The sequence below is a fragment of the Pseudophaeobacter sp. genome (assembly GCF_048267565.1).
GTDB lineage: Bacteria > Pseudomonadota > Alphaproteobacteria > Rhodobacterales > Rhodobacteraceae > Pseudophaeobacter > Pseudophaeobacter profundi.
Genome location: NZ_JBLWXG010000009.1, coordinates 76,948 through 95,062, shown reverse-complemented (window position 1 = coordinate 95,062; position 18,115 = coordinate 76,948). Strand labels below are relative to the sequence as shown.

General features: G+C 57.8%; 19 protein-coding genes. 6 read left to right on the top strand and 13 right to left on the bottom strand.

Features of this window, described 5'->3' with window-relative positions:
* Positions 1-3: 3 nt before the first annotated feature.
* Genes nqrE through ACN0VH_RS16930 form a run of 5 tightly spaced genes read right to left on the bottom strand, consistent with a single transcriptional unit; the run spans position 4 to position 4,605 of the window.
* A complete protein-coding gene (nqrE, locus tag ACN0VH_RS16950; protein ID WP_278923770.1) occupies positions 4-612 on the bottom strand; it encodes an NADH:ubiquinone reductase (Na(+)-transporting) subunit E in 609 nt (202 codons plus the stop codon).
* Positions 612-1,265 (bottom strand): NADH:ubiquinone reductase (Na(+)-transporting) subunit D, encoded by a 654-nt coding sequence (locus ACN0VH_RS16945; protein WP_278923771.1) that lies wholly within the window; start codon positions 1,263-1,265, stop codon positions 612-614. Before ACN0VH_RS16945 ends, nqrE begins: the two co-directional genes overlap by 1 nt.
* Positions 1,265-2,071, bottom strand: coding sequence for a Na(+)-translocating NADH-quinone reductase subunit C (locus ACN0VH_RS16940; RefSeq protein ID WP_417701448.1), 807 nt, complete (start codon positions 2,069-2,071; stop codon positions 1,265-1,267). The genes ACN0VH_RS16945 and ACN0VH_RS16940 overlap by 1 nt, the downstream gene beginning before the upstream one ends.
* A complete protein-coding gene (locus ACN0VH_RS16935) occupies positions 2,064-3,263 on the bottom strand; it encodes an NADH:ubiquinone reductase (Na(+)-transporting) subunit B (protein WP_278923773.1) in 1,200 nt (399 codons plus the stop codon). Before ACN0VH_RS16935 ends, ACN0VH_RS16940 begins: the two co-directional genes overlap by 8 nt.
* A gap of 4 nt (positions 3,264-3,267) precedes the next feature.
* The gene (locus ACN0VH_RS16930) at positions 3,268-4,605 is read right to left on the bottom strand and encodes a Na(+)-translocating NADH-quinone reductase subunit A (RefSeq protein ID WP_417701445.1); all 1,338 of its coding nucleotides are present in this window, start codon (positions 4,603-4,605) and stop codon (positions 3,268-3,270) included.
* A gap of 196 nt (positions 4,606-4,801) precedes the next feature.
* Here ACN0VH_RS16930 and ACN0VH_RS16925 point away from each other — a divergent pair, with 196 nt between their 5' ends.
* Both ACN0VH_RS16925 and nqrM read left to right on the top strand, forming a co-directional pair.
* Positions 4,802-5,827, top strand: a complete 1,026-nt coding sequence (locus tag ACN0VH_RS16925) for an FAD:protein FMN transferase (RefSeq protein WP_278923775.1) — start codon at positions 4,802-4,804, stop codon at positions 5,825-5,827.
* A gap of 14 nt (positions 5,828-5,841) precedes the next feature.
* The gene (gene nqrM, locus ACN0VH_RS16920; protein ID WP_278923776.1) at positions 5,842-6,090 is read left to right on the top strand and encodes a (Na+)-NQR maturation NqrM; all 249 of its coding nucleotides are present in this window, start codon (positions 5,842-5,844) and stop codon (positions 6,088-6,090) included.
* Positions 6,091-6,178: 88 nt separating this feature from the next.
* Here the strand turns inward: nqrM and ACN0VH_RS16915 are convergent, their stop codons facing one another.
* A complete protein-coding gene (locus tag ACN0VH_RS16915; protein WP_278923777.1) occupies positions 6,179-6,367 on the bottom strand; it encodes a hypothetical protein in 189 nt (62 codons plus the stop codon).
* A gap of 97 nt (positions 6,368-6,464) precedes the next feature.
* Between ACN0VH_RS16915 and ACN0VH_RS16910 the strand changes: the two genes are divergently transcribed.
* Positions 6,465-6,986: a CBS domain-containing protein gene (locus ACN0VH_RS16910; RefSeq protein WP_278923778.1), complete on the top strand. Its 522-nt coding sequence runs from the start codon at positions 6,465-6,467 to the stop codon at positions 6,984-6,986.
* A gap of 55 nt (positions 6,987-7,041) precedes the next feature.
* Here ACN0VH_RS16910 and ACN0VH_RS16905 read toward each other — a convergent pair whose 3' ends face one another.
* From ACN0VH_RS16905 to ACN0VH_RS16885, 5 genes are all read right to left on the bottom strand, one after another.
* A complete protein-coding gene (locus ACN0VH_RS16905) occupies positions 7,042-7,836 on the bottom strand; it encodes an IclR family transcriptional regulator (RefSeq protein WP_278923779.1) in 795 nt (264 codons plus the stop codon).
* Between the two features lie 67 nt (positions 7,837-7,903).
* Positions 7,904-9,244, bottom strand: a complete 1,341-nt coding sequence (locus tag ACN0VH_RS16900; protein WP_278923780.1) for a TRAP transporter large permease — start codon at positions 9,242-9,244, stop codon at positions 7,904-7,906.
* Positions 9,245-9,291: 47 nt separating this feature from the next.
* Positions 9,292-9,795 carry a TRAP transporter small permease gene (locus ACN0VH_RS16895; RefSeq protein WP_278923781.1) on the bottom strand — a complete coding sequence of 168 codons (504 nt, stop codon included), beginning with the start codon at positions 9,793-9,795 and terminating at the stop codon, positions 9,292-9,294.
* A gap of 83 nt (positions 9,796-9,878) precedes the next feature.
* A complete protein-coding gene (locus ACN0VH_RS16890) occupies positions 9,879-10,943 on the bottom strand; it encodes a C4-dicarboxylate TRAP transporter substrate-binding protein (RefSeq protein ID WP_278923782.1) in 1,065 nt (354 codons plus the stop codon).
* 78 nt (positions 10,944-11,021) lie between these two features.
* Entirely contained in the window at positions 11,022-12,548 is a 1,527-nt protein-coding gene (locus tag ACN0VH_RS16885) for a class I adenylate-forming enzyme family protein (protein ID WP_417701441.1), read from the bottom strand.
* Between the two features lie 369 nt (positions 12,549-12,917).
* Here ACN0VH_RS16885 and ACN0VH_RS16880 point away from each other — a divergent pair, with 369 nt between their 5' ends.
* The 3 genes from ACN0VH_RS16880 (at position 12,918) to ACN0VH_RS16870 (ending at position 16,162) form a co-directional block, all read left to right on the top strand.
* Positions 12,918-14,003, top strand: coding sequence for a TRAP transporter substrate-binding protein (locus ACN0VH_RS16880; protein ID WP_417701439.1), 1,086 nt, complete (start codon positions 12,918-12,920; stop codon positions 14,001-14,003).
* 112 nt (positions 14,004-14,115) lie between these two features.
* Positions 14,116-14,619, top strand: coding sequence for a TRAP transporter small permease subunit (locus ACN0VH_RS16875; RefSeq protein WP_278923785.1), 504 nt, complete (start codon positions 14,116-14,118; stop codon positions 14,617-14,619).
* Positions 14,612-16,162 (top strand): TRAP transporter large permease, encoded by a 1,551-nt coding sequence (locus ACN0VH_RS16870; RefSeq protein WP_417701437.1) that lies wholly within the window; start codon positions 14,612-14,614, stop codon positions 16,160-16,162. Before ACN0VH_RS16875 ends, ACN0VH_RS16870 begins: the two co-directional genes overlap by 8 nt.
* A gap of 69 nt (positions 16,163-16,231) precedes the next feature.
* Here ACN0VH_RS16870 and ACN0VH_RS16865 read toward each other — a convergent pair whose 3' ends face one another.
* The gene (locus tag ACN0VH_RS16865; RefSeq protein ID WP_417701435.1) at positions 16,232-16,603 is read right to left on the bottom strand and encodes a hypothetical protein; all 372 of its coding nucleotides are present in this window, start codon (positions 16,601-16,603) and stop codon (positions 16,232-16,234) included.
* A 197-nt stretch (positions 16,604-16,800) separates the two neighbouring features.
* Positions 16,801-17,961 (bottom strand): lytic murein transglycosylase, encoded by a 1,161-nt coding sequence (locus ACN0VH_RS16860; protein WP_417701433.1) that lies wholly within the window; start codon positions 17,959-17,961, stop codon positions 16,801-16,803.
* Positions 17,962-18,115: the final 154 nt, after the last annotated feature.

Genomic DNA, 18,115 nt, shown 5'->3' with positions numbered 1-18,115 from the left:
CTCTTACAGTTTCACGCCGCTGAAGGACATGAAGGCCATAGCCATCAGTCCAGCGGTGATGAAGGTAATGCCAAGCCCCTGCAATCCATCAGGAATGTCAGAATATTTCAGCTTTTCGCGCACGCCTGCCATGGCGGTGATGGCCAGGGCCCAGCCAAAGCCGGAAGACAGGCCATAGGTCGCTGCCTCGGCAAAACCATAGTCGCGTTCCACCATGAACAAGGACCCACCAAGGATGGCGCAGTTCACGGTGATCAACGGCAGAAAGATCCCCAACGCATTGTAAAGCGGCGGGAAATATTTATCCAAAACCATTTCCAGGATCTGCACCAGCGCCGCGATAACGCCGATATAGGAAATCAGACCCAGGAAGGTCAGATCCACATCGGGAAAGCCAGCCCAAGCCAGCGCGCCGGGCGCCAGCAGGTAGGTCAGGATCAGGTTGTTGGCCGGCACGGTGATCGCCTGCACGATCATCACCGAGATACCCAGGCCGATAGCGGTGGGAATTTTCTTCGAAACGGCAATGAAGGTACACATGCCAAGGAAGAAGGAGAGGGCCAGGTTTTCAACAAAGATCGCCTTGACCGCAAGAGAGAGGAGCGCTTCCATCAGTGGGCCTCGACTACTTGGATTTTATGTTCACGCGCTTCCACCTGTTCAGGTTTCCAGGAGCGGAAGGCCCAGATCAAAAGACCAATGATGAAAAAGGCCGAAGGTGGCAGCAGCAGCATCCCGTTCGGCACATACCAGCCGCCGTTGTTCACGGTCTCCAGGATGGTCACGCCGAACAGCGAGCCCGCGCCAAACAGTTCGCGAACAAAACCAACCAGCATCAAGATCAAGCCATAGCCCAACCCATTGCCAATCCCGTCAATGAACGAAGCCACCGGGGGGTTCTTCATGGCAAAGGCTTCGGCCCGGCCCATCACGATGCAGTTGGTAATGATCAAGCCGACAAAAACCGACAGGGTTTTTGAAATCTCAAAGGCGTAGGCCTTGAGCACCTGATCCACCAGGATCACCAAGGATGCAATAATCACCATCTGCACAATAATGCGGATAGAGCTGGGGATCTGGTTGCGCAGCACCGAAATGAACATCGATGAAAACGCCGTCACCAGCGTCACCGCAATTGTCATTACCAGCGCCACTTTCAGCGAAGAGGTCACCGCCAGAGCAGAACAGATGCCAAGCACCTGCAGGGTAATCGGGTTGTTGTCGACCAATGGGTCGAGCAGCATTTCCCTACGTGTCTGGGCCATCAGATATCTCCTGCTTTGAGATTGGCAAGGAAGGGGGCATAACCGGTTTCGCCCATCCAGAAGCGTACCAGATTATCAACACCAGCCGAGGTCAGCGTGGCACCCGACAGGGCATCCACATGGAACTCTTTGCCAGCGGCGGGCGCTGTCTTGGCGACGGTGATTTGCAGCTCACCGCTGTCATCCGTCAGGCGCTTACCCTGCCACTGCGCTTTCCAGCGCGGGTTGTCGACCTCGGCGCCCAGGCCGGGGGTTTCAGCATGGCTGTAGAATTGCAGACCAAAGATGTCATTGCCGTTTTCTTCCACAGCGATAAAGCCATAAAGCGTCGACCACAGGCCATAGCCATGCAGCGGCAGGATCACCTTGTCGACCGCGCCAGCCGCATCTTTCAGCAGATAGACGGTCATGTATTTTGACTGCCGCCCAATCGAGGCCGGATCTTTGTCCAGCTTGATCGAGGTAGCCGGATCATCCGCCGCAGCGCGGTCGTCGAATTCGGCCACATCAAACTGATCCGTAAATCGCCCGGTTTCCAGCTCCAGCACCCGCGGTTCAAACGAGGCGCCAAAGGCTTCGGTGATATCCATGCCTGGCTCATACAGCCCCGCGACCTGCAAAATATTGATCTGCTTGTCTTTCAGCTTGTTGGCTTCCTGCGTCGGTCGCAAGGCAACCGCAGCCGCCGACACGATCATCGAGGCACAGAGGCAGAGTGCCACAGCCACAAACAGGGTTTTACCCGTCGAATCCGGCGAAGCCTCCAGAAAACGGCGGATGGCACCTTTGTTGGTTTGCTCAGACATAACGCTTCGCTCTCCGTTTGATATTGGCCTGCACGACAAAATGGTCGATCAGCGGCGCAAAGACGTTGCCGAACAGAATGGCGAGCATCATGCCTTCGGGGAAGGCCGGGTTGATCACCCGGATCATCACCACCATGAAGCCAATCAGCGCACCATAGATGTAGCGACCCGCATTGGTATGGCTGGCCGACACAGGTTCCGTCACCATGAAGACCAGGCCAAAGGCAAAACCACCGGTGACCAGATGCCAATACCAGGGCATGGCAAACATCGGGTTGCTGTCAGACCCAATGGCGTTCAGCAGCAGCGAAAAGCTCACCATGCCCGCCATGCAGCCCAGAACAAGGCGCCAGTTGGCAATCTTGGTGATCAACAGGAAGGCCAGACCAATCATGCAGGCCAGGGTCGAAGTTTCGCCAAAAGACCCCTGAATGGTGCCGATAAAGGCATCCATCCATTCCATCCCATTGGCCGCCAGCTGGTCAAACCCGGACGAGGCCGAGATCGACAGCGCGGTGGCACCGGAAAATCCGTCTACAGGCGTCCAGATGCTATCGCCGGACATATAGGCCGGATAGGCAAAATACAGGAAGGCCCGCCCAGTCAACGCCGGGTTGAGGAAGTTCTTGCCGGTGCCGCCAAAGACTTCTTTGCCGATCACAACGCCAAAGGAAATGCCGAGCGCAACCTGCCACAACGGAATGCTGGCCGGCACGATCAGTGCATAAAGCATCGAAGTCACCAGGAAGCCTTCGTTGACCTCATGCCCGCGCACGGTGGCAAAGATCACTTCCCAGATACCGCCCACTACCAGCGTGGTGATATAGATCGGCAGGAAATACAGCAGCCCATGCGCCATATTGACCAGCGGATTGCTGGGATCAAAGCCGATGCCAAGGAATTCCAGCACAGCAACACGCCAGCCCGTGGCCTCATAGGCGCCTAGCGCGGTATTGACCTGCAAGCCGGTGTTATAAAGACCAAAGAGGATACAAGGGATCGTTGCGATGACCACATAGGTCATGATCCGCTTCATATCGATATAGGACCGCGCATGGGGTGCTGCGGTGGTGACCGTCTTTGGTGTGTAGAGAAAGCTCTCGACCATCTCGTAGATGGGGAAGAGCTTTTCCCATTTGCCGCCCTTGGTAAAGTTCGGCTCAATGCGGTCAAAAAAGTTACGGAGACCCAAGAGACTATCCCTCCTTTTCGATCTTCGTCAGACTGTCGCGCAGCGCCAGTCCGTATTCGTATTTTGCCGGGCAGGCAAAGCCGACCAGCCCGAGATCTTCTTCGTCCAACTCCAGCGCACCCAGCGCCTGGGCCTGGTCGGTATCCATCACCAAAAGCGCGCGCAACAGCTGCGTTGGCAGATAGTCCTGCGGCATCAGCCGTTCAAAGGTGCCGGTGGGCACCATGGCACGCCGTCCTCCGTTCAGGTTTGATGTCAGCGCATAGAGCTTCTTGGAAAACAGCGATCCCAGCACCGGCTGCACCGCGTATTTGCTGGCCATCGGGCGAATCCAGCCCAGCGGGATCTGTTTCTTGTCTTCTTCGATCACGGTGATCTGCCGCGCATAACGCCCCAGATAGCCATCCAGCCCGGCACCAGCGCGCCCCGACAGGATCGAGCCAGAAATCATCCGCACGTTTTCAGTGCTGTCCAGCTCACCGGCCAGCAGCTCTTCCATAGAGGCACCAGCGATGGTGCGCAGCAGGCGCGGATTGCGCAGCAGCGGACCTGACAGCGCCACGACGCGTTCGGCATTGATCTGGCCAGTGCTCAGCAACCGGCCAATGGCGATCACATCCTGATAGCCGATACTCCAGACCGTCTTGGTCGCGGTGGGCGGCTCGATGAAATGCATATGGGTGCCAGCCAGACCTGCCGGATGCGGGCCGTCAAAGGTGGCGACGTCGACCTCATCCACGCTGGGAATCGCAGTTCCGGGCGTTTGGCAAAGATAGGTTTTGCCCTCGCTCAATCGGCTGATCGCGCGCAGGCCATTGGCAAAATCTTCGGGCGCATCCTGAATGATTACCGCCGCCTCTGGCGCCAGAGGTTCCGATTCCATTGCGGTGACATAGATCGCGGCCGGCCGGGCTTCGAGGCTGGGCACCTTGGAATAGGGCCGACTGCGGAACGAGGTCCACAGACCCGCAGCACAGAGCCGCTCTGCCAGACCTTCGGGGGTGGTGATATCGCCCACCGCCGAGAAATCAACCGGATCAGCCGCCGCAGCGTCCACTTCGATTTCAACGCTGATCAGCACCCGGCGTGCACCCCGGTTGATCGCTTTCACACGGCCCGCCACTGGCGAGACCACCTGCACCTCAGGGGTGTCTTTATGGGCAAAGATCGGGGTGCCAGCGGCGACCACATCGCCTTCTTGCACCGCGAGACGGGGTTTCAGACCCAGGTAATCGCTGCCCAGCAGGGCAACGGTCCTGACTGCCGGACCCATATGAACTTCCTGCGAAGGCGCGCCTTCAACCGGAAGTTCGAGTCCTTTTTGTAGCTTGTAATGCCGCAACTCTATCTCTTCTTCTCTGCTATCGGTCAGAACCAACACATCGTGGCCGTTGTTCGGATTCGGCCTGCAAATAGTCTGATCTGGACCAAGTTCCCACTGGAAAAATGCAAAAGTGTCAGATCAAGCCCACCGAGGCTTGATTGACAGGGCCGCGAATAGCGTACAATAGGAGGGCGTTTCAAGGGTAGGTGAACAAATGGCTCGGCTCTTTCTTGTTGCTCTGATGGTTCTGCTTGCCGCCTGCAAGTCGGATCCGGTCACTCTGACCTTCAGCGGTGAAACAATGGGCACAACCTATAATATCGTCGCGGTAGACAAGACCGCTGCGCTTTCACCAGATGTAGTGCAGGATGCGATCACTCAGGCGCTGGATCAGGTCAATGCGCAGATGTCCAATTGGGACCCCAGTTCAGAAATTTCGCGCTTCAACGCCGCCGCCGTGACCGACCCGGTCAAGATCTCGCCGGAACTGGCCAAGGTGATGCGTGCCGCCACCGAGATCCACCGCAAAAGCGAGAAACTGTTTGACGTCACCCTTGGCCCGCTGATCGAAATCTGGGGCTTTGGGGCGCGCAACGCCGACAGCCCGGTGCCGTCGGACGCAAAGATCCAGGCGGCGCTGGCGGTGATTGGTCAGGACAAGATCCTGTCGCTGTCAACGGCCCCCAACAGCCTACGCAAGAGCCTGCCTGATACTTCAGTCTACTTGGCCGCCATCGCCAAGGGCTATGGGGTAGATCAAGTCGCGGCCGCACTACAGGCGGCAGGACTGCACGACTATATGGTCGAAATCGGCGGCGATCTGGTCACCGCAGGCCAGAATCCGAATGGTGCCAGCTGGCGCATCGGCATTGAACGCCCTGATGCCGCGGCCCAGACGATTGAAGAAATTGTCGATGTCTCTGGGCTTGGCATGGCGACATCCGGCGATTACCGCAATTATTTTGAACAGGATGGCATACGCTATTCCCATATCATCGACGCGGTCACTGGCCGCCCAATCACCCATGGAACAGCCTCTGTCACCGTGCTGGCCGATTCTGCCATGATGGCCGATGGCTGGGCCACCGCACTGCTGGCCTTGGGTCAGGACCGTGGGCTGCCCATCGCCGAGGCAGAGGGACTCGCGGTTTTGTTCATTGCACGTCAGCCCGATTCTGGTGAAACAGGGTTTGAAACCACCGTCAGCACCCAGTTCGCGAAACTGCAGGCAGAGCAATAGAAGGCACAGATCCCATGACCACTTTCCTGTTTACCTTTGGGCTTTTGACACTTGTCATGCTGGGCATGTCGCTGGGGGTCTTGTTGATGGGCAAGACCATCAAGGGCAGCTGCGGCGGGCTGAACGCCATTTCCGGCGCCGATAAATGCGTTGTCTGCGCCAAGGATATCGATCCCGACAGCCCACTGCGTGACAAATTACAGTGTAAGCGTGCCCGGAAGATGGTGGAACAAATGGAAGCAGAGATGCAGGCCAAGCCCTGATCTGCCCAGCTGATTGCCAGACCCATGCATAACAGGCGGCCCCTTGGGTCGCCTTTTTGCTGTGTCTGCCCCGACGTTCAGCCGGCTGTCACGACGCCTGCATCGGCACAAAGGCCAGTAGCAACAGCGCCCCAGCTGCCAGCAGACCAAACAGCCAAAGCTGCCAGCGCGGCCCCTCTGCCTTCCAAACGCGGCGATAGCGATTGCCCGCAAGCACCGCCAGAAATATCAGAACCGTGGCAACAAGAGGCGTCAGAGTGATCTGCGAGGCAAGCAAGGTATTTCCCCATTGGTATTTTGTCGTCTAAGCTGAATGGCACGGCACAGCACCATGAGACAACCCAAGCACCGCAACCAAAAGGGAGCATTTCAACATGCCAAGCTCATATCAGGCGCCCCACGTGGGCGACCACCCCAAACAGGCCAGTCACAGCCAGTCTGTCGATAGCAATATCGCGCAAGAGACGGCCACAGTTGAAAAACTGATCGCGCGCAAGGGCAGCACAGTCTACACGATCTCTCCCAAAGACACGATCAGCACCGCTGTCAAAGTTCTGCGAGATCGCAGAATTGGTGCGCTCTTGGTCACCAATACCGAAGGCGGGCTCGACGGCATCCTGTCAGAGCGCGACATCGTGCGCAAACTTGCGGAAACGCCCGGCCAGACCCTGCCGCAAACGGTCGCCGACAATATGACACGATCAGTGGAAACCTGCGCCCCGGCTGATCCTCTTGTGACGGTACTGCGGCGCATGACCGAAGGGCGCTTTCGCCATATGCCGGTGATCTCGCAGGGCAAAATTTGCGGTATGCTGACGGTTGGCGATGTGGTGAACTACCGCCTGCAAGAGCTGGAGTACGAAGCGCTGCAACTGAAACAGATGATTGTTGGCTAAGCGCTCTTCTTTCGCTCCCACTCTGTGCCAGTGGGCGGGGGCATGGCGCGCGGGATCAGTCCTCCGAGAGGATCGGAAAGCGGCGCCCGGTGATATGCAACAATTCCTGCACCGCAGTCACCAGCGCCGGCCCGACGCTCTCGGTTATCAATTCATCCGTCAGATCGACGGTGCGCGCACCGCTCAGAAAGGAGACCGGTTCGCCAAATTCTGACGGACGGTAGGGCGCGGCTATGGCGTTGATCGAGGTATTGAAACGCTGCTCTCCGCGCACAAAGGCATAGCCATCGCTAAGCAGGCCGGACTGCGCCTCGGCCCAGGCCTCTTGGTATTGGCTTTGATCCTGCGGCGTCATGGATTGGGTCAGTTTGGTCAGCTCGCTCCGCCCCAGGGCCCCCAGAAAGGCCGCCCCGGTAGACGAGGCCAGGATCGGCATCCGGTAGCCCACATTCAGCCAGATGGTGGTTGAATTGCGCGGCCGCCAAGTCTTGACGATCAGCATCTTGCCATCGTCCTGAATTGCCACCCCGGTCAGCGTTTTGGTAGCATCCGCCAGCCTTTGCATGATCGGCCCAGCAGTTTCCACAAAGCCAAAAGAAGCCCCCGCGATATTGCCAAGCGCCAGTGCGGCAGGCCCCAGCCGATATTTGTCATGGTGATGTCCATGGGTCAGATAACCAAGCGCGCAGAGCGTGAAGGTCAGCCGTGAAACAGTGGAACGCGGCAGGCCCGTGCGCTCTGATATTTCAAGATTTCCAAGTCCATCGTCATTAGGCCCAAAGGCCCGCAACACATTGAGACCACGCGCCAGGGTATTGGCAAATCGCTTATCGTCTTTCAGTTCTGACATTGCCTCAAGTCCTAGCCATGGTTAGAAATTCCAACTTATCGAAATTAAAGCCAATGAAAAAGCCTGTTCATCTTGCTGTCATCGACAACACAAGCGAAATCGACGGAAAGCCCACAATGAGTGCGAGAACCAGCACATCAACGCAAAGAAACCGCCAGATGCCGGCAAAAACGGTGCCAATCGGTGCCGCTCGGCCCACCACATTCGACAGGACAAAGACATTCAGCCCCACTGGTGGGGTGATCAGGCCGATTTCCAGCAGCTTGACCACCACAACGCCAAACCAGATCAGGTTCATGCCGTAGGATTCGACCAGAGGCACCACCAAAGGCAGGGTCAGAACCATGATGCCAATGGGATCAAGGAACATGCCCAGCATCAGATAGACAGCACAGATACACAGCAGCAGAACCATGGGCGACAGCTGTGCATCGGCCACCGCCTGCACCAGTGCTGGCGCCATGCCGGTCAGGGCGATGGCGGCAACAAAGATCTTGGCCCCGGCAGCCACCACAAAGATCGCAGCGGTCTGCACACAGGTTTCACGCACCGCTTCCCACAGGCCCTGCAAGGTCAGGCGTCTTTGGCCAAAGCCGATGAGGGTGGTGATCACGACACTCACCGCGGCCGCCGCCGTAGCGGTGAAAAACCCGCCATAGATCCCCACCACGATGATCACAAAGATCAGTGCCGCAGGCCATGCCTCGCGGGCGGCCGCCATTTTCTCGCCAAAGCTGGCCGCTGCACCACGTTCGGGCACAAGTCTGGGATTAACCTGGATCCAGGCCCAGATCACCAACACAAAGCCCGCCAGCGTCAACAGCCCCGGTAGCACCCCCGCCAGAAACAGTTTGCTGACGGATGTTTCTGTGAAGATGGCGTAGATGATGAACAGGATGCTTGGTGGGATCAGCGACCCCAATGTGCCACCCGCTGCCACGCTTGCCGTCGCCAGACGCGGATCATAACCAAGGCGCAGCATCTCCGGCGTGCAGATCTTGCCCATGGTCGAGGCACAGGCCAGGCTAGATCCGGTGATGGCGGAAAACCCGCCACAGCCCATGACCGAAGCCACCGCCAGCCCACCACGCTGGCGCACCAACCAAACCTTGGCCGAATTGTAGACCGCCGTGGTGATACCTGCCCGATAGGCGATATTGCCAAGCGCCACAAACAGCGGAATCATCGACAAATCAAAGCTATGCACCAGATCGAAAGAGTTCGAAAACACCAGAGACGCAGTCGCCCGGATGGCGCGCTCGGGCATGAAGGTTCCGGTTCTGAAGGCGAAAATGCTAAAGGCCGCCATAGTCGCCACGCCGATCAGCGCAAAGGCAATCGGCACCCGCATCGCCAGGAGCACCAGCATCAGGCCAAAGGCCACCAATCCAATCGTTGCCGGATCCATTACATCTATTCCCGATATTAAAGAGGTCTACGAAAGGGGCGTGTCGCTTAGTTGCCCGCAGCGTCCAAGGCTAACCTGCCGCCACGCCAGAGGGTGACAATATCGCTGCAGCCCATCATCAGCAGCCGCAGCCAACACAGCGCAATGCCAATCACAAAGGCCAGTCTCCCTGGCCATTGTGGCAGGTTGAGATCCCCATAAAAGGCGCTGCCAGTATTGATCTGATGCATCAGCTCCTTCCCGCCCGCATAGATAAGCGGCGTCAGGGCAAAGACCCCGAAGAAGGTGCCAAAGACCACAAAATAATCCACCAGACGCGGTGGCAGCATATTGGTCAAGAATTCAACTGCGATATGCGCCCGCTGGGTGGTGGCAGCCGCCAGCGGCATAATGATGGCCAGCACCATCAATTCACGCACGATGATCACCGCATCCGGCACCGAGGCGTGAAACAGGTTCAGGGCAATCACATCGGCAAAGATCATCAAAGCCAGTAGAATAATCGCTGCCGTTGCCACGTCGATACAGATTTTTTCGATCCGGTCCAGCATACCTGCCACCTTTGCCATATGTTGAAAGTTGAAACATCGGGGCAGGACTGCTCCTGCCCCGGCGCATCAGGTTCGGGCGCGGCTCAGTTGCGCTCCCAAGGGTAGCCCTTGGCCTCGAACTCGGCGGTGAAATCAGCCACAGCCTGGGTATAGACCTCGATCATGTGATCCGGGTTCAGCCCAACGCTGGCGGCGTTGTCTTTCCAGTCCTGCAAAAAGGGTTCAGTGGCTGCGTTCAGGGCTGCGCGCTCTTCGACAGAGACCTCGATTACCTTGACGGGGCGGTCATATTCATCCGCCCGCATTGCCGCCAGCGCCTTGGAATTGGCGCCAATGACGATCTGGGCGAATTTATCGGCCAGCTCGGTGCCTGCCTGGGTCATCACCGCCTTTTGCTCATCGCTCAGCGCATCATAGCTATACTTGTTCATGAACATGCCGTAGCCGCCGATCTGGCCCCAGTTCAGCACCGTGTAGCTGTCGATGACCTCATGCCATTTCAGCGCCGGAACGATGTAGGAATAGCCCTGGGTACAATCGATCAACCCGGTATCAAGCCCTTGATAAGCATCATAAACGCTGAGGTTGACCATGGTGGCGCCCAGCTCGCCAAAGACCTTGCCGTAGACGCCGGCGCCGCGCACCTTCTTGCCTGCAATATCTGCAATCGATGTGATCTCACCGCCCTTGCAGGCGACATTCACATCCGAAGCGGTAAAGGTGCCGATATAGACCAAATTTTGGCGGGCCAGGTTTTCCGTGATCTCTGGCACCGTGCGCATCAGGTGGTCAGTGGCGCGCAGGCCAACCCAGGGGTTCGGGCCGCCCAGGGGCAGATCTGCCAGCGAATAAGCCGCCATTTCCTTTTGGAAATAGGCCGAAATGATCGACCCCGCATCCGCAACGCCATCACCGATCGATTGCACCGAGGCAGAGGCCTTGAACAGGGCACCGCCCCATTGCACATCCAGTTTCAGATCGCCGTCGGACAGTTCACCGATCCGGCCATCGAACCATTTCAACGCTGCAGGCACAGTGCCGCGGGCCGGGCCGCTATGGCCATAGAAAATGGTGGTCTGGGCTGCTGCAACGCCGCCCATGGACAGGGCAACAGCGGCGGCCCCCATTGTGGTTTTCACAAAACGCATAGTCAAAATCTCCTCCCCGAGACGACATTTGATTCTAGCTAACATACAGAACACACTTCTGCATAGTAGAATTTGCGTTCACACAGTGACTTCCCGCAAGAGCTGGTCCGTGAAAGACGAAATCAACTTTGCTTTGAGAATCTTACCGGTTGGCGCCACCGGCAACTTCTGCGCCAAAATGATCCGAGTCGGGCGTTTATAGGGGGCAAGGCGATCATGAACAAAGGCCGCCAAATCCTCCTCGCACAGGCGGCAGTTCGGCGCCACTTTAACAAAGGCGAGCACCTCTTCGTTGCCCGTCGCCGGCCTCCCCACAACCCCCGCCATGATGACCTCGGGGTGATCGGTCAGCGCCGCTTCGACCTCGGCCGGGTAGACATTGCGGCCAGAGCGGAAGATCAGTTCTTTTGAACGGCCAACGATATGCAGCCGCTGCTGCGCATCAAATACCCCCAGATCACCGGTTCGAACAAAGCCGTCTTTGGTCAGAACCCTGGCGCTTTGCTCTGGGTCGCGGAAATAGCCCTTCATGACCTGCGGCCCGGCCACCAGAATTTCACCAATACCTTCAGCAGGGTTGGCGCCTATGGCATCAAAATCCAGCTGCAGCCGACTGCCCTGCATCGGGTAACCGACGCTTACATCCGGGTCGCCCAGCTGGTTCTGGGTGCTACAGACCCCGGCGGCACCTTCGGTCAGCCCATAGCCGTTTTGCAGGGGAAGGCCATAAAAGGCCTCGGCCTCACGCTTCCAGACATGATCCAGCGGCGCCCCGCCAGAGGAAACAAAGCGCAGGCATCCGCCTTCATAACTGGTTTTGTTTTGCCCGCGGGCATAGTGAAACAGTAGCGCATGCATCTGCGGCACCGCTGGCAGCATCGTCACATCACGTTGCAGCGCAGCAAAAAGCCGTTCGACCGAAAACCGTGCTTCAAGTCGCACCTTTCCCATGGACCCACAAATCGACAAAAATGTGACCAACCCAAAGATATGTGAAAGCGGCAGCGCCAGAAAGGTCACGTCCTCGGACAGCATGCCTCGCACCTTGACCGTCGCCTCCGCCGCAGAAATTAGATTTTGATGTGTCAGCATCGCCGCTTTGGGCGCCCCCGTGGACCCCGAGGTATACAGCAGCAGCGCCACCTGTTCATTTGGGTCGTCAGAACAGGGTTCCGGCCGATTGCCACGCCGCTGAAACAGGCCCACCGCACCATAGCGCCCCCGCTCTGACCGCGCGGAATAGGCCTTGCCATGGGTTACGGCCGCCTCAGACGCGGCGTGGCAAAACACCACCACGCTGGGGTCGCTATGGGTGATCAGCCGATCCAGTTCGGCATGGGTGAGTCGCGCATTCAACGGCACCGCAATGGCGTCCAGCTGACTGATGGCAAAAAGGAAGGCGCAGGCCTCCAGACTGTTTTCAAAGACAAGGACCACCCGATCCCCCGGCCCAACCCCGCGGTCCTGCAACACTGCCCTGGCCTCTGCACTAGCCGCAGCCAAATCGGCCCAGCTATAGGCCTGGTCTGCAAAATCGATCATTGCAAGCGCATCTGGCTGTGCCGTCGCAGCGCCATTCATGGCGTGATGGATGCGGGTCTGCATGGGCGTCCCTCTCTCATATGGATGACCTAATAGCCTGGCCTCTAGCCCCGACCAGGACGGGAAGAGGCTGATACCAAGTATAGCGCCCCAGGTTGAAAATTTCAATATGTGGAATTTACAGCGTCATAGTGAAATACACCTCAGCCGCGCTACCGCCCAAATGCCAGGCCGCTGAAAATATAATCACAACCAGACAGCCCTCTGCCCGGCCCAATAGATCAAGGGTCACGCCACCTTGTCGCCCGGGCACCTGACCGCCCCAGACACTAAAGTGCTTGCCCACATCAAAGGCGAATTGACATTTTTTATGTGCAGACTTAAAAATTTCATGCGTATGCTTAATAAAAATCTTCAGGGATAGAGACAGACATGAAACGCAGAGACTTTATCAAGATTGGTGCCGCAGGCGCCGCAGCCAGCACCCTTGCGGCCCCTGCTACTGCGCAGGGCGTGCGCCAATGGAACATGGTCACCGCCTGGCCCAAAAACCTGCCTGGACCCGGCGTGGCCGCGCAGATGCTGGCGGATCGGATCACCACACTATCCAGTGGCCGTATTGAGGTAAAGCTGCACGCCGCTGGCGAGCTAGTACCCGGACGCGGTGTCTTTGACGCGGTTTCCGAAGGCACGGCCGAGCTGTACCATGCGGTTCCCGCCTATTGGGGTTCCAAATCCAAAGGTATGTTGCTGTTTGGCTCGCAGCCTTTTGGCCTGCGCGCAGATGAACAGTTTGGCTGGCTCTACCATGGTGGCGGTCAGGCGCTGTATGATGAAATCTATGGCCGCTTCAACCTGAAACCCTTCCTCTGTGGCAACTCTGGCCCGCAGTGGCAGGGCTGGTTCCGCAATGAAATCAACTCTCTTGATGATCTGAAAGGGCTGAAGTTCCGCACCACCGGCCTCGCTTCGGAGATGTGTTCCAAGATCGGCATGGCCGTGCAGTCCATGGGGCCGCGCGACATGTTCCAGGCGCTGCAGACTGGTGCGCTGGATGCCGGCGAATTCATCGGCCCCTGGAGCGACAGCGCCATGGGTTTCTATCAGGTAGCGAAAAACTACTACTGGCCCGGTGTCGGCGAACCATCCTCGGCCGAGGAATGCGGCGTCAACTCAACCGCCTACGCGGAACTGCCCGAAGACCTGCAGCAGGCTGTCAGCTTTGCCTGCGAAAGCCTCTACAATCCGGTCTGGACCGAATACACCACCAAACACGCCCAGGCGCTGAAGCAGATGGTCGACAACGAAGGCGTCAAGGTCAAGAAACTGCCCGATGATGTGCTGGCGGCCATGGCTTCTGCCGCCGACGAAGTGATGGCGGAGCTGGCCGAGGATGACGACGAGCTGGTGCGCCGCATCACCCAGAGCTTCCTTGCCTATCGCGATTCTGTTGGGTCTTATATGAGCTATGCAGACAACGGCCAGATGAACGCCCGTGCCAAGGCGCTAGGCTACTAAGAGTCTGAAAACATAAAGCTAGCTATCCGGTGCGGGTCTCTCGCGCCGGATTTTTTCAATACGGCCTTTCGGGGCCATAACGAACCGGAGCCAGGCAAAAGATGGGACAGAGATGCAGCGATTAATCTCAATGTTGGACGGCATCAGCCGTACCACCGGCACGCTTGTGCGCTGGCTGGCGCTGGCGATGCTTATGGCGCAGTTCCTGATTGTGATTGCGCGTTTTGTCTTTGGCTATTCCTCGATCGCAGCGCAGGAATCGGTGCTCTATATGCATGCCACCCTGTTCATGCTGGGGGCGGGCTATACCCTGCTGCAGGATGGCCATGTCCGGGTGGATATCTTTTACGACAAACTCAGCCAACGCGGCAAAGACCGCATTGATCTGTTTGGCCATCTATTCCTGCTGACGCCAGCGATGCTGATGCTGCTCTACTGGTCCTGGCCTGCGGTCTCCAACTCGTGGAAAATTCTGGAAGGGCCGATTTCCGTTGGCGGCATCAAGGCCGTGTTTCTGCTGAAAAGCCTGATCCCTGCCTTTTGCATTCTGGTGCTCTTGCAATCCCTGTCCTGCGTGCTGCGCATCCTTTTAAAGACTGAGACCCGTGATGGCTGAATATCTTGATCTGCTAATGTTTGGCGCCCTGATGGTGGCCATTCTGTCAGGCTTTCCGGTGGCCTTTTCCATTGCCGGTACAGCGATCATTTTTGCCATTGTTGGCTGGTCTATGGGGGCAATGAACCTTGGGCTGCTGGGCGCGATGTCACAGCGGATCTTTGGCCTGCTGACCAACAATGTGCTGATCGCCATTCCGCTATTCGTGCTGATGGGGGCTATTCTAGAGAAAAGCCGCATCGCCGAGGATATGCTGGATACAATGGGGCGCTCTTTTGGGCAGCTGCGCGGCGGGCTTGGCATTTCGGTGATTCTGGTAGGCATGCTGTTGGCGGCCTCAACCGGGATCGTCGGTGCCACTGTGGTGGCCATGGGCATGATCGCCCTGCCCACCATGCTGCGGGCGGGCTATGATCCGCGCGTGGCCTCTGGGCTGGTCTGTTCGGCCGGCACGCTAGGGCAGATCATCCCGCCTTCGACCCTGCTGATCATCCTGTCGGATGTAGTGTCAAATGCCTATCAGCAGGCGCAGTACGAGCAGGGCAAATTCACCATCGAAACCATTTCCGTCGGGCAGATCTTTGCTGCGGCGCTATTGCCAGGGCTGACACTGGTCGGGCTTTATATCCTTTATGTGCTGGCGCGCGGCTGGATCCGGCCCCAGGACATGCCCCCTGCCCCCGCCGACATGCCACGCCCGCCCCTGAGCGAAGTGGCCCAGGCGATTCTGCCTGCCATCCTGCTAATTCTTGCGGTGCTGGGCGCTATTCTCAGCGGCATTGCCTCCCCAACCGAGGCGGCTGCCGTTGGCGGTATCGGTGCCGCCTTGATCGCAGCTGTCAAAAATGGCGCGAATCGTCGCCTGATCCTGATTGGCACCGTTAGCCTTGTCCTGCTTGCCATTGGCGCCGGGATCTTTCCGGTGCGACTGCAACGCAGCGATCTGGGGCTGGGCAGCTATCTGCTTGGCGGTGCCTATATGGTGCTGGCTCTGGCCGGACTGGTGGCCATTGCCCTCGCCCTGCGCAGCATGGTTGTGCAAAAGGTACTGCAACCGGCGCTGAATTCCACCCTCACCATGACCTCGATGATTTTTGCCACCATGTTGGCGGCCGGGATCTTTTCGCTCGTGTTCATCGGGCTTGGCGGCGAAGATCGGGTGCATGAATTGCTGTCATCAATGCCCGGCGGCGCCATCGGAGCCCTGGTCTTTTCGATGCTGTTCATCTTTGTGCTGGGCTTCTTCCTCGATTTCGTCGAAATCTCGGTGATTGTGCTGCCGCTGGTGATGCCCACGCTGATGATCATGGGGCATGATCCGGTCTGGCTATCAGTGCTGATTGCAATCAACCTGCAGACCTCTTTCCTGACGCCGCCCTTTGGCTTTTCGCTGTTCTACCTGCGCGGTGCAGCACCGAAGGAAATCACCACCGGCCATATCTATGGCGGCGTGATGCCCTTTATCCTGATCCAGATTATCGCCGTGGCGCTGATCTGGTTCTTGCCGGCGATCGCCACCTATCTGCCCAATGTGATGTTCTAAGGCGTGGAATGAAAATAGGGTCAGGATCCAATGGTCCTGACCCGCCACTCTGGCATCACCGGCACGAGATCAATTGCCAATAGTCAGGACGCCCGGTTCTCCCCGACCTTTATCGCGAATAAACTCCACCTGGTTGCCATCAACACTGATCTTCTGGCAATCGGTTCCTCTTTCTTCCTGTTTTCCAATTCGAACGTTGCGGCACCAGTACTTGCCTTGCCAGTTCCACGCACCAACCATCTTTTGACTGCCAACAGTGCCGGAAATCTTGCCATCGGAATGGATGACCATTTTGCCCCATTCAGCGGTCAGGCTTTTGTCTACGATACGATCAACGAATTCATTCTGTGATCTTATCTGCTTAAAGGGTCCAGCCTGTGCCATCAGCGGCGCCAGTGAGATAAGGCAGCCAACAAAAGCCGCAAGATAATTACGCTTCATGTTTATACCTCCTGATTTATATAGCTTGCGCAACAGGCGAGATAATACACCAAACGCCGCCAGAATTTGCATCGCTCGGTCAACAGCACGAGATTTTTACGATAGTTTTACGGCGCCAACTGACCAAGGCCAGCCCCCACTCGGGACTGACCTTGCAAGCCACAAAAGACCGGCCAAAGTCGTAAAAGGCCTGCGCCTTATTTCAGAGCGAGCAGCATTTCAAGTGAAGGAACCCCGGTCGTAGGCTGGCCAATGCTGGCCTGATAGGCGCTGATTGCCGCCTGGCTTTTGGGGCCAAGCACCCCATCAGCGCCGTCGGTGTCAAAGCCCTTGGCAGTCAGGCGCTTTTGCAGCTCCACTCGGTCATCCTTGGTCAAACCATTGGCATCAGGCGGGAATTTACCGCGCAAAGGGGCGCCACCGGCGATCCGGTCTGCCAGATGCCCTACCCCGATGGCATAGGCATCCGAATTGTTATAGCGCTTGATGGCGCGAAAATTGCCAGTCACTGCAAAGCTCGGTCCGCCGGGCTGTGGTTGCAGCGCCCCCGCTGCCGCCGCGCCAGTGACCTCCCGCCCCCAGCTTTGCCCGCGGCTCCAGCCGTTGCGCGCCAGATAGGCAGCGGTAGAGGCCAGCGCATCCGTGGGGTCTTCAGACCAGATATCACGCCGCCCATCCCCGGTGAAATCAACCGCAAAAGCCTGATAAGATGTTGGAATAAACTGGGTATGGCCCATGGCCCCGGCCCAGCTGCCAGTCATTTTCGACGCCGAAATATCGCCGTTCTGCAGAATCTTCAGCGCCGCGATCAACTGCTTTTCAAAAAACGCACCGCGCCGCCCATCATAGGCCAGCGTCGAGGTGGCTGAAATCACCGGTACATCGCCGCGCCTTTCGCCATAAAAGCTTTCAAGCCCCCAGATGGCGGTGATGATCGAAGCATCTACGCCGTATTTCGCCTCGAGCGATTTAAGCGTGGCTTGATGCCGCTGATAGGCGGCGCGACCCTTCGAGACCCGTTCATCGGACACCGCAATCGACAGATAATCTTCCAGCGTGCGTTTGAATTCGGTCTGGTTGCGGTCGCGCTTGATAACGCCGGGCAGATAGCCAGCACCGCGAAACCCGGCCCGCAGGGTGGCATCGGAGATGCCCTGATCACGGGCACGTTTTTGAAAACTGGCGACCCAGGCGTCATAGCCCGAATTGGCCGTCGGGCGCAGATCTGGCGGCAGTCCCGCCTTGGCGGCAGGCACACTGCCCTGATTGGCCTGGGTGACATTGCTACAGGCCACCAAGCCAAAGGCGGCCAGGCCAAATCCAAAGCTGCGTCGGCTTATATCCTTGGTAAAACTCATATCTCTGCTCGCTATTTTTTCTTCACCCTACCGCATCTTGATCCACTTGCAATCTATCGCAAGCCAGGCGCCAACCTCTGGGCGTCTCCTCGCCGAGGGTGCAATCTGACAACGTGCAAATCGACCCCAGCTGCGCTAGCCTGCCAGCCAAGAT

Excerpts from the sequence above, each read along its gene's own strand:
- nqrE (WP_278923770.1), bottom strand. The coding sequence starts at position 612 with ATGGAAGCGCTCCTCTCTCTTGCGGTCAAGGCGATCTTTGTTGAAAAC.
- ACN0VH_RS16945 (WP_278923771.1), bottom strand. The coding sequence starts at position 1,265 with ATGGCCCAGACACGTAGGGAAATGCTGCTCGACCCATTGGTCGACAAC.
- ACN0VH_RS16940 (WP_417701448.1), bottom strand. The coding sequence starts at position 2,071 with ATGTCTGAGCAAACCAACAAAGGTGCCATCCGCCGTTTTCTGGAGGCT.
- ACN0VH_RS16925 (WP_278923775.1), top strand. The coding sequence starts at position 4,802 with ATGGCTCGGCTCTTTCTTGTTGCTCTGATGGTTCTGCTTGCCGCCTGC.
- nqrM (WP_278923776.1), top strand. The coding sequence starts at position 5,842 with ATGACCACTTTCCTGTTTACCTTTGGGCTTTTGACACTTGTCATGCTG.
- ACN0VH_RS16910 (WP_278923778.1), top strand. The coding sequence starts at position 6,465 with ATGCCAAGCTCATATCAGGCGCCCCACGTGGGCGACCACCCCAAACAG.
- ACN0VH_RS16905 (WP_278923779.1), bottom strand. The coding sequence starts at position 7,836 with ATGTCAGAACTGAAAGACGATAAGCGATTTGCCAATACCCTGGCGCGT.
- ACN0VH_RS16900 (WP_278923780.1), bottom strand. The coding sequence starts at position 9,244 with ATGGATCCGGCAACGATTGGATTGGTGGCCTTTGGCCTGATGCTGGTG.
- ACN0VH_RS16895 (WP_278923781.1), bottom strand. The coding sequence starts at position 9,795 with ATGCTGGACCGGATCGAAAAAATCTGTATCGACGTGGCAACGGCAGCG.
- ACN0VH_RS16890 (WP_278923782.1), bottom strand. The coding sequence starts at position 10,943 with ATGCGTTTTGTGAAAACCACAATGGGGGCCGCCGCTGTTGCCCTGTCC.
- ACN0VH_RS16885 (WP_417701441.1), bottom strand. The coding sequence starts at position 12,548 with ATGCAGACCCGCATCCATCACGCCATGAATGGCGCTGCGACGGCACAG.
- ACN0VH_RS16880 (WP_417701439.1), top strand. The coding sequence starts at position 12,918 with ATGAAACGCAGAGACTTTATCAAGATTGGTGCCGCAGGCGCCGCAGCC.
- ACN0VH_RS16875 (WP_278923785.1), top strand. The coding sequence starts at position 14,116 with ATGCAGCGATTAATCTCAATGTTGGACGGCATCAGCCGTACCACCGGC.
- ACN0VH_RS16870 (WP_417701437.1), top strand. The coding sequence starts at position 14,612 with ATGGCTGAATATCTTGATCTGCTAATGTTTGGCGCCCTGATGGTGGCC.
- ACN0VH_RS16865 (WP_417701435.1), bottom strand. The coding sequence starts at position 16,603 with ATGAAGCGTAATTATCTTGCGGCTTTTGTTGGCTGCCTTATCTCACTG.
- ACN0VH_RS16860 (WP_417701433.1), bottom strand. The coding sequence starts at position 17,961 with ATGAGTTTTACCAAGGATATAAGCCGACGCAGCTTTGGATTTGGCCTG.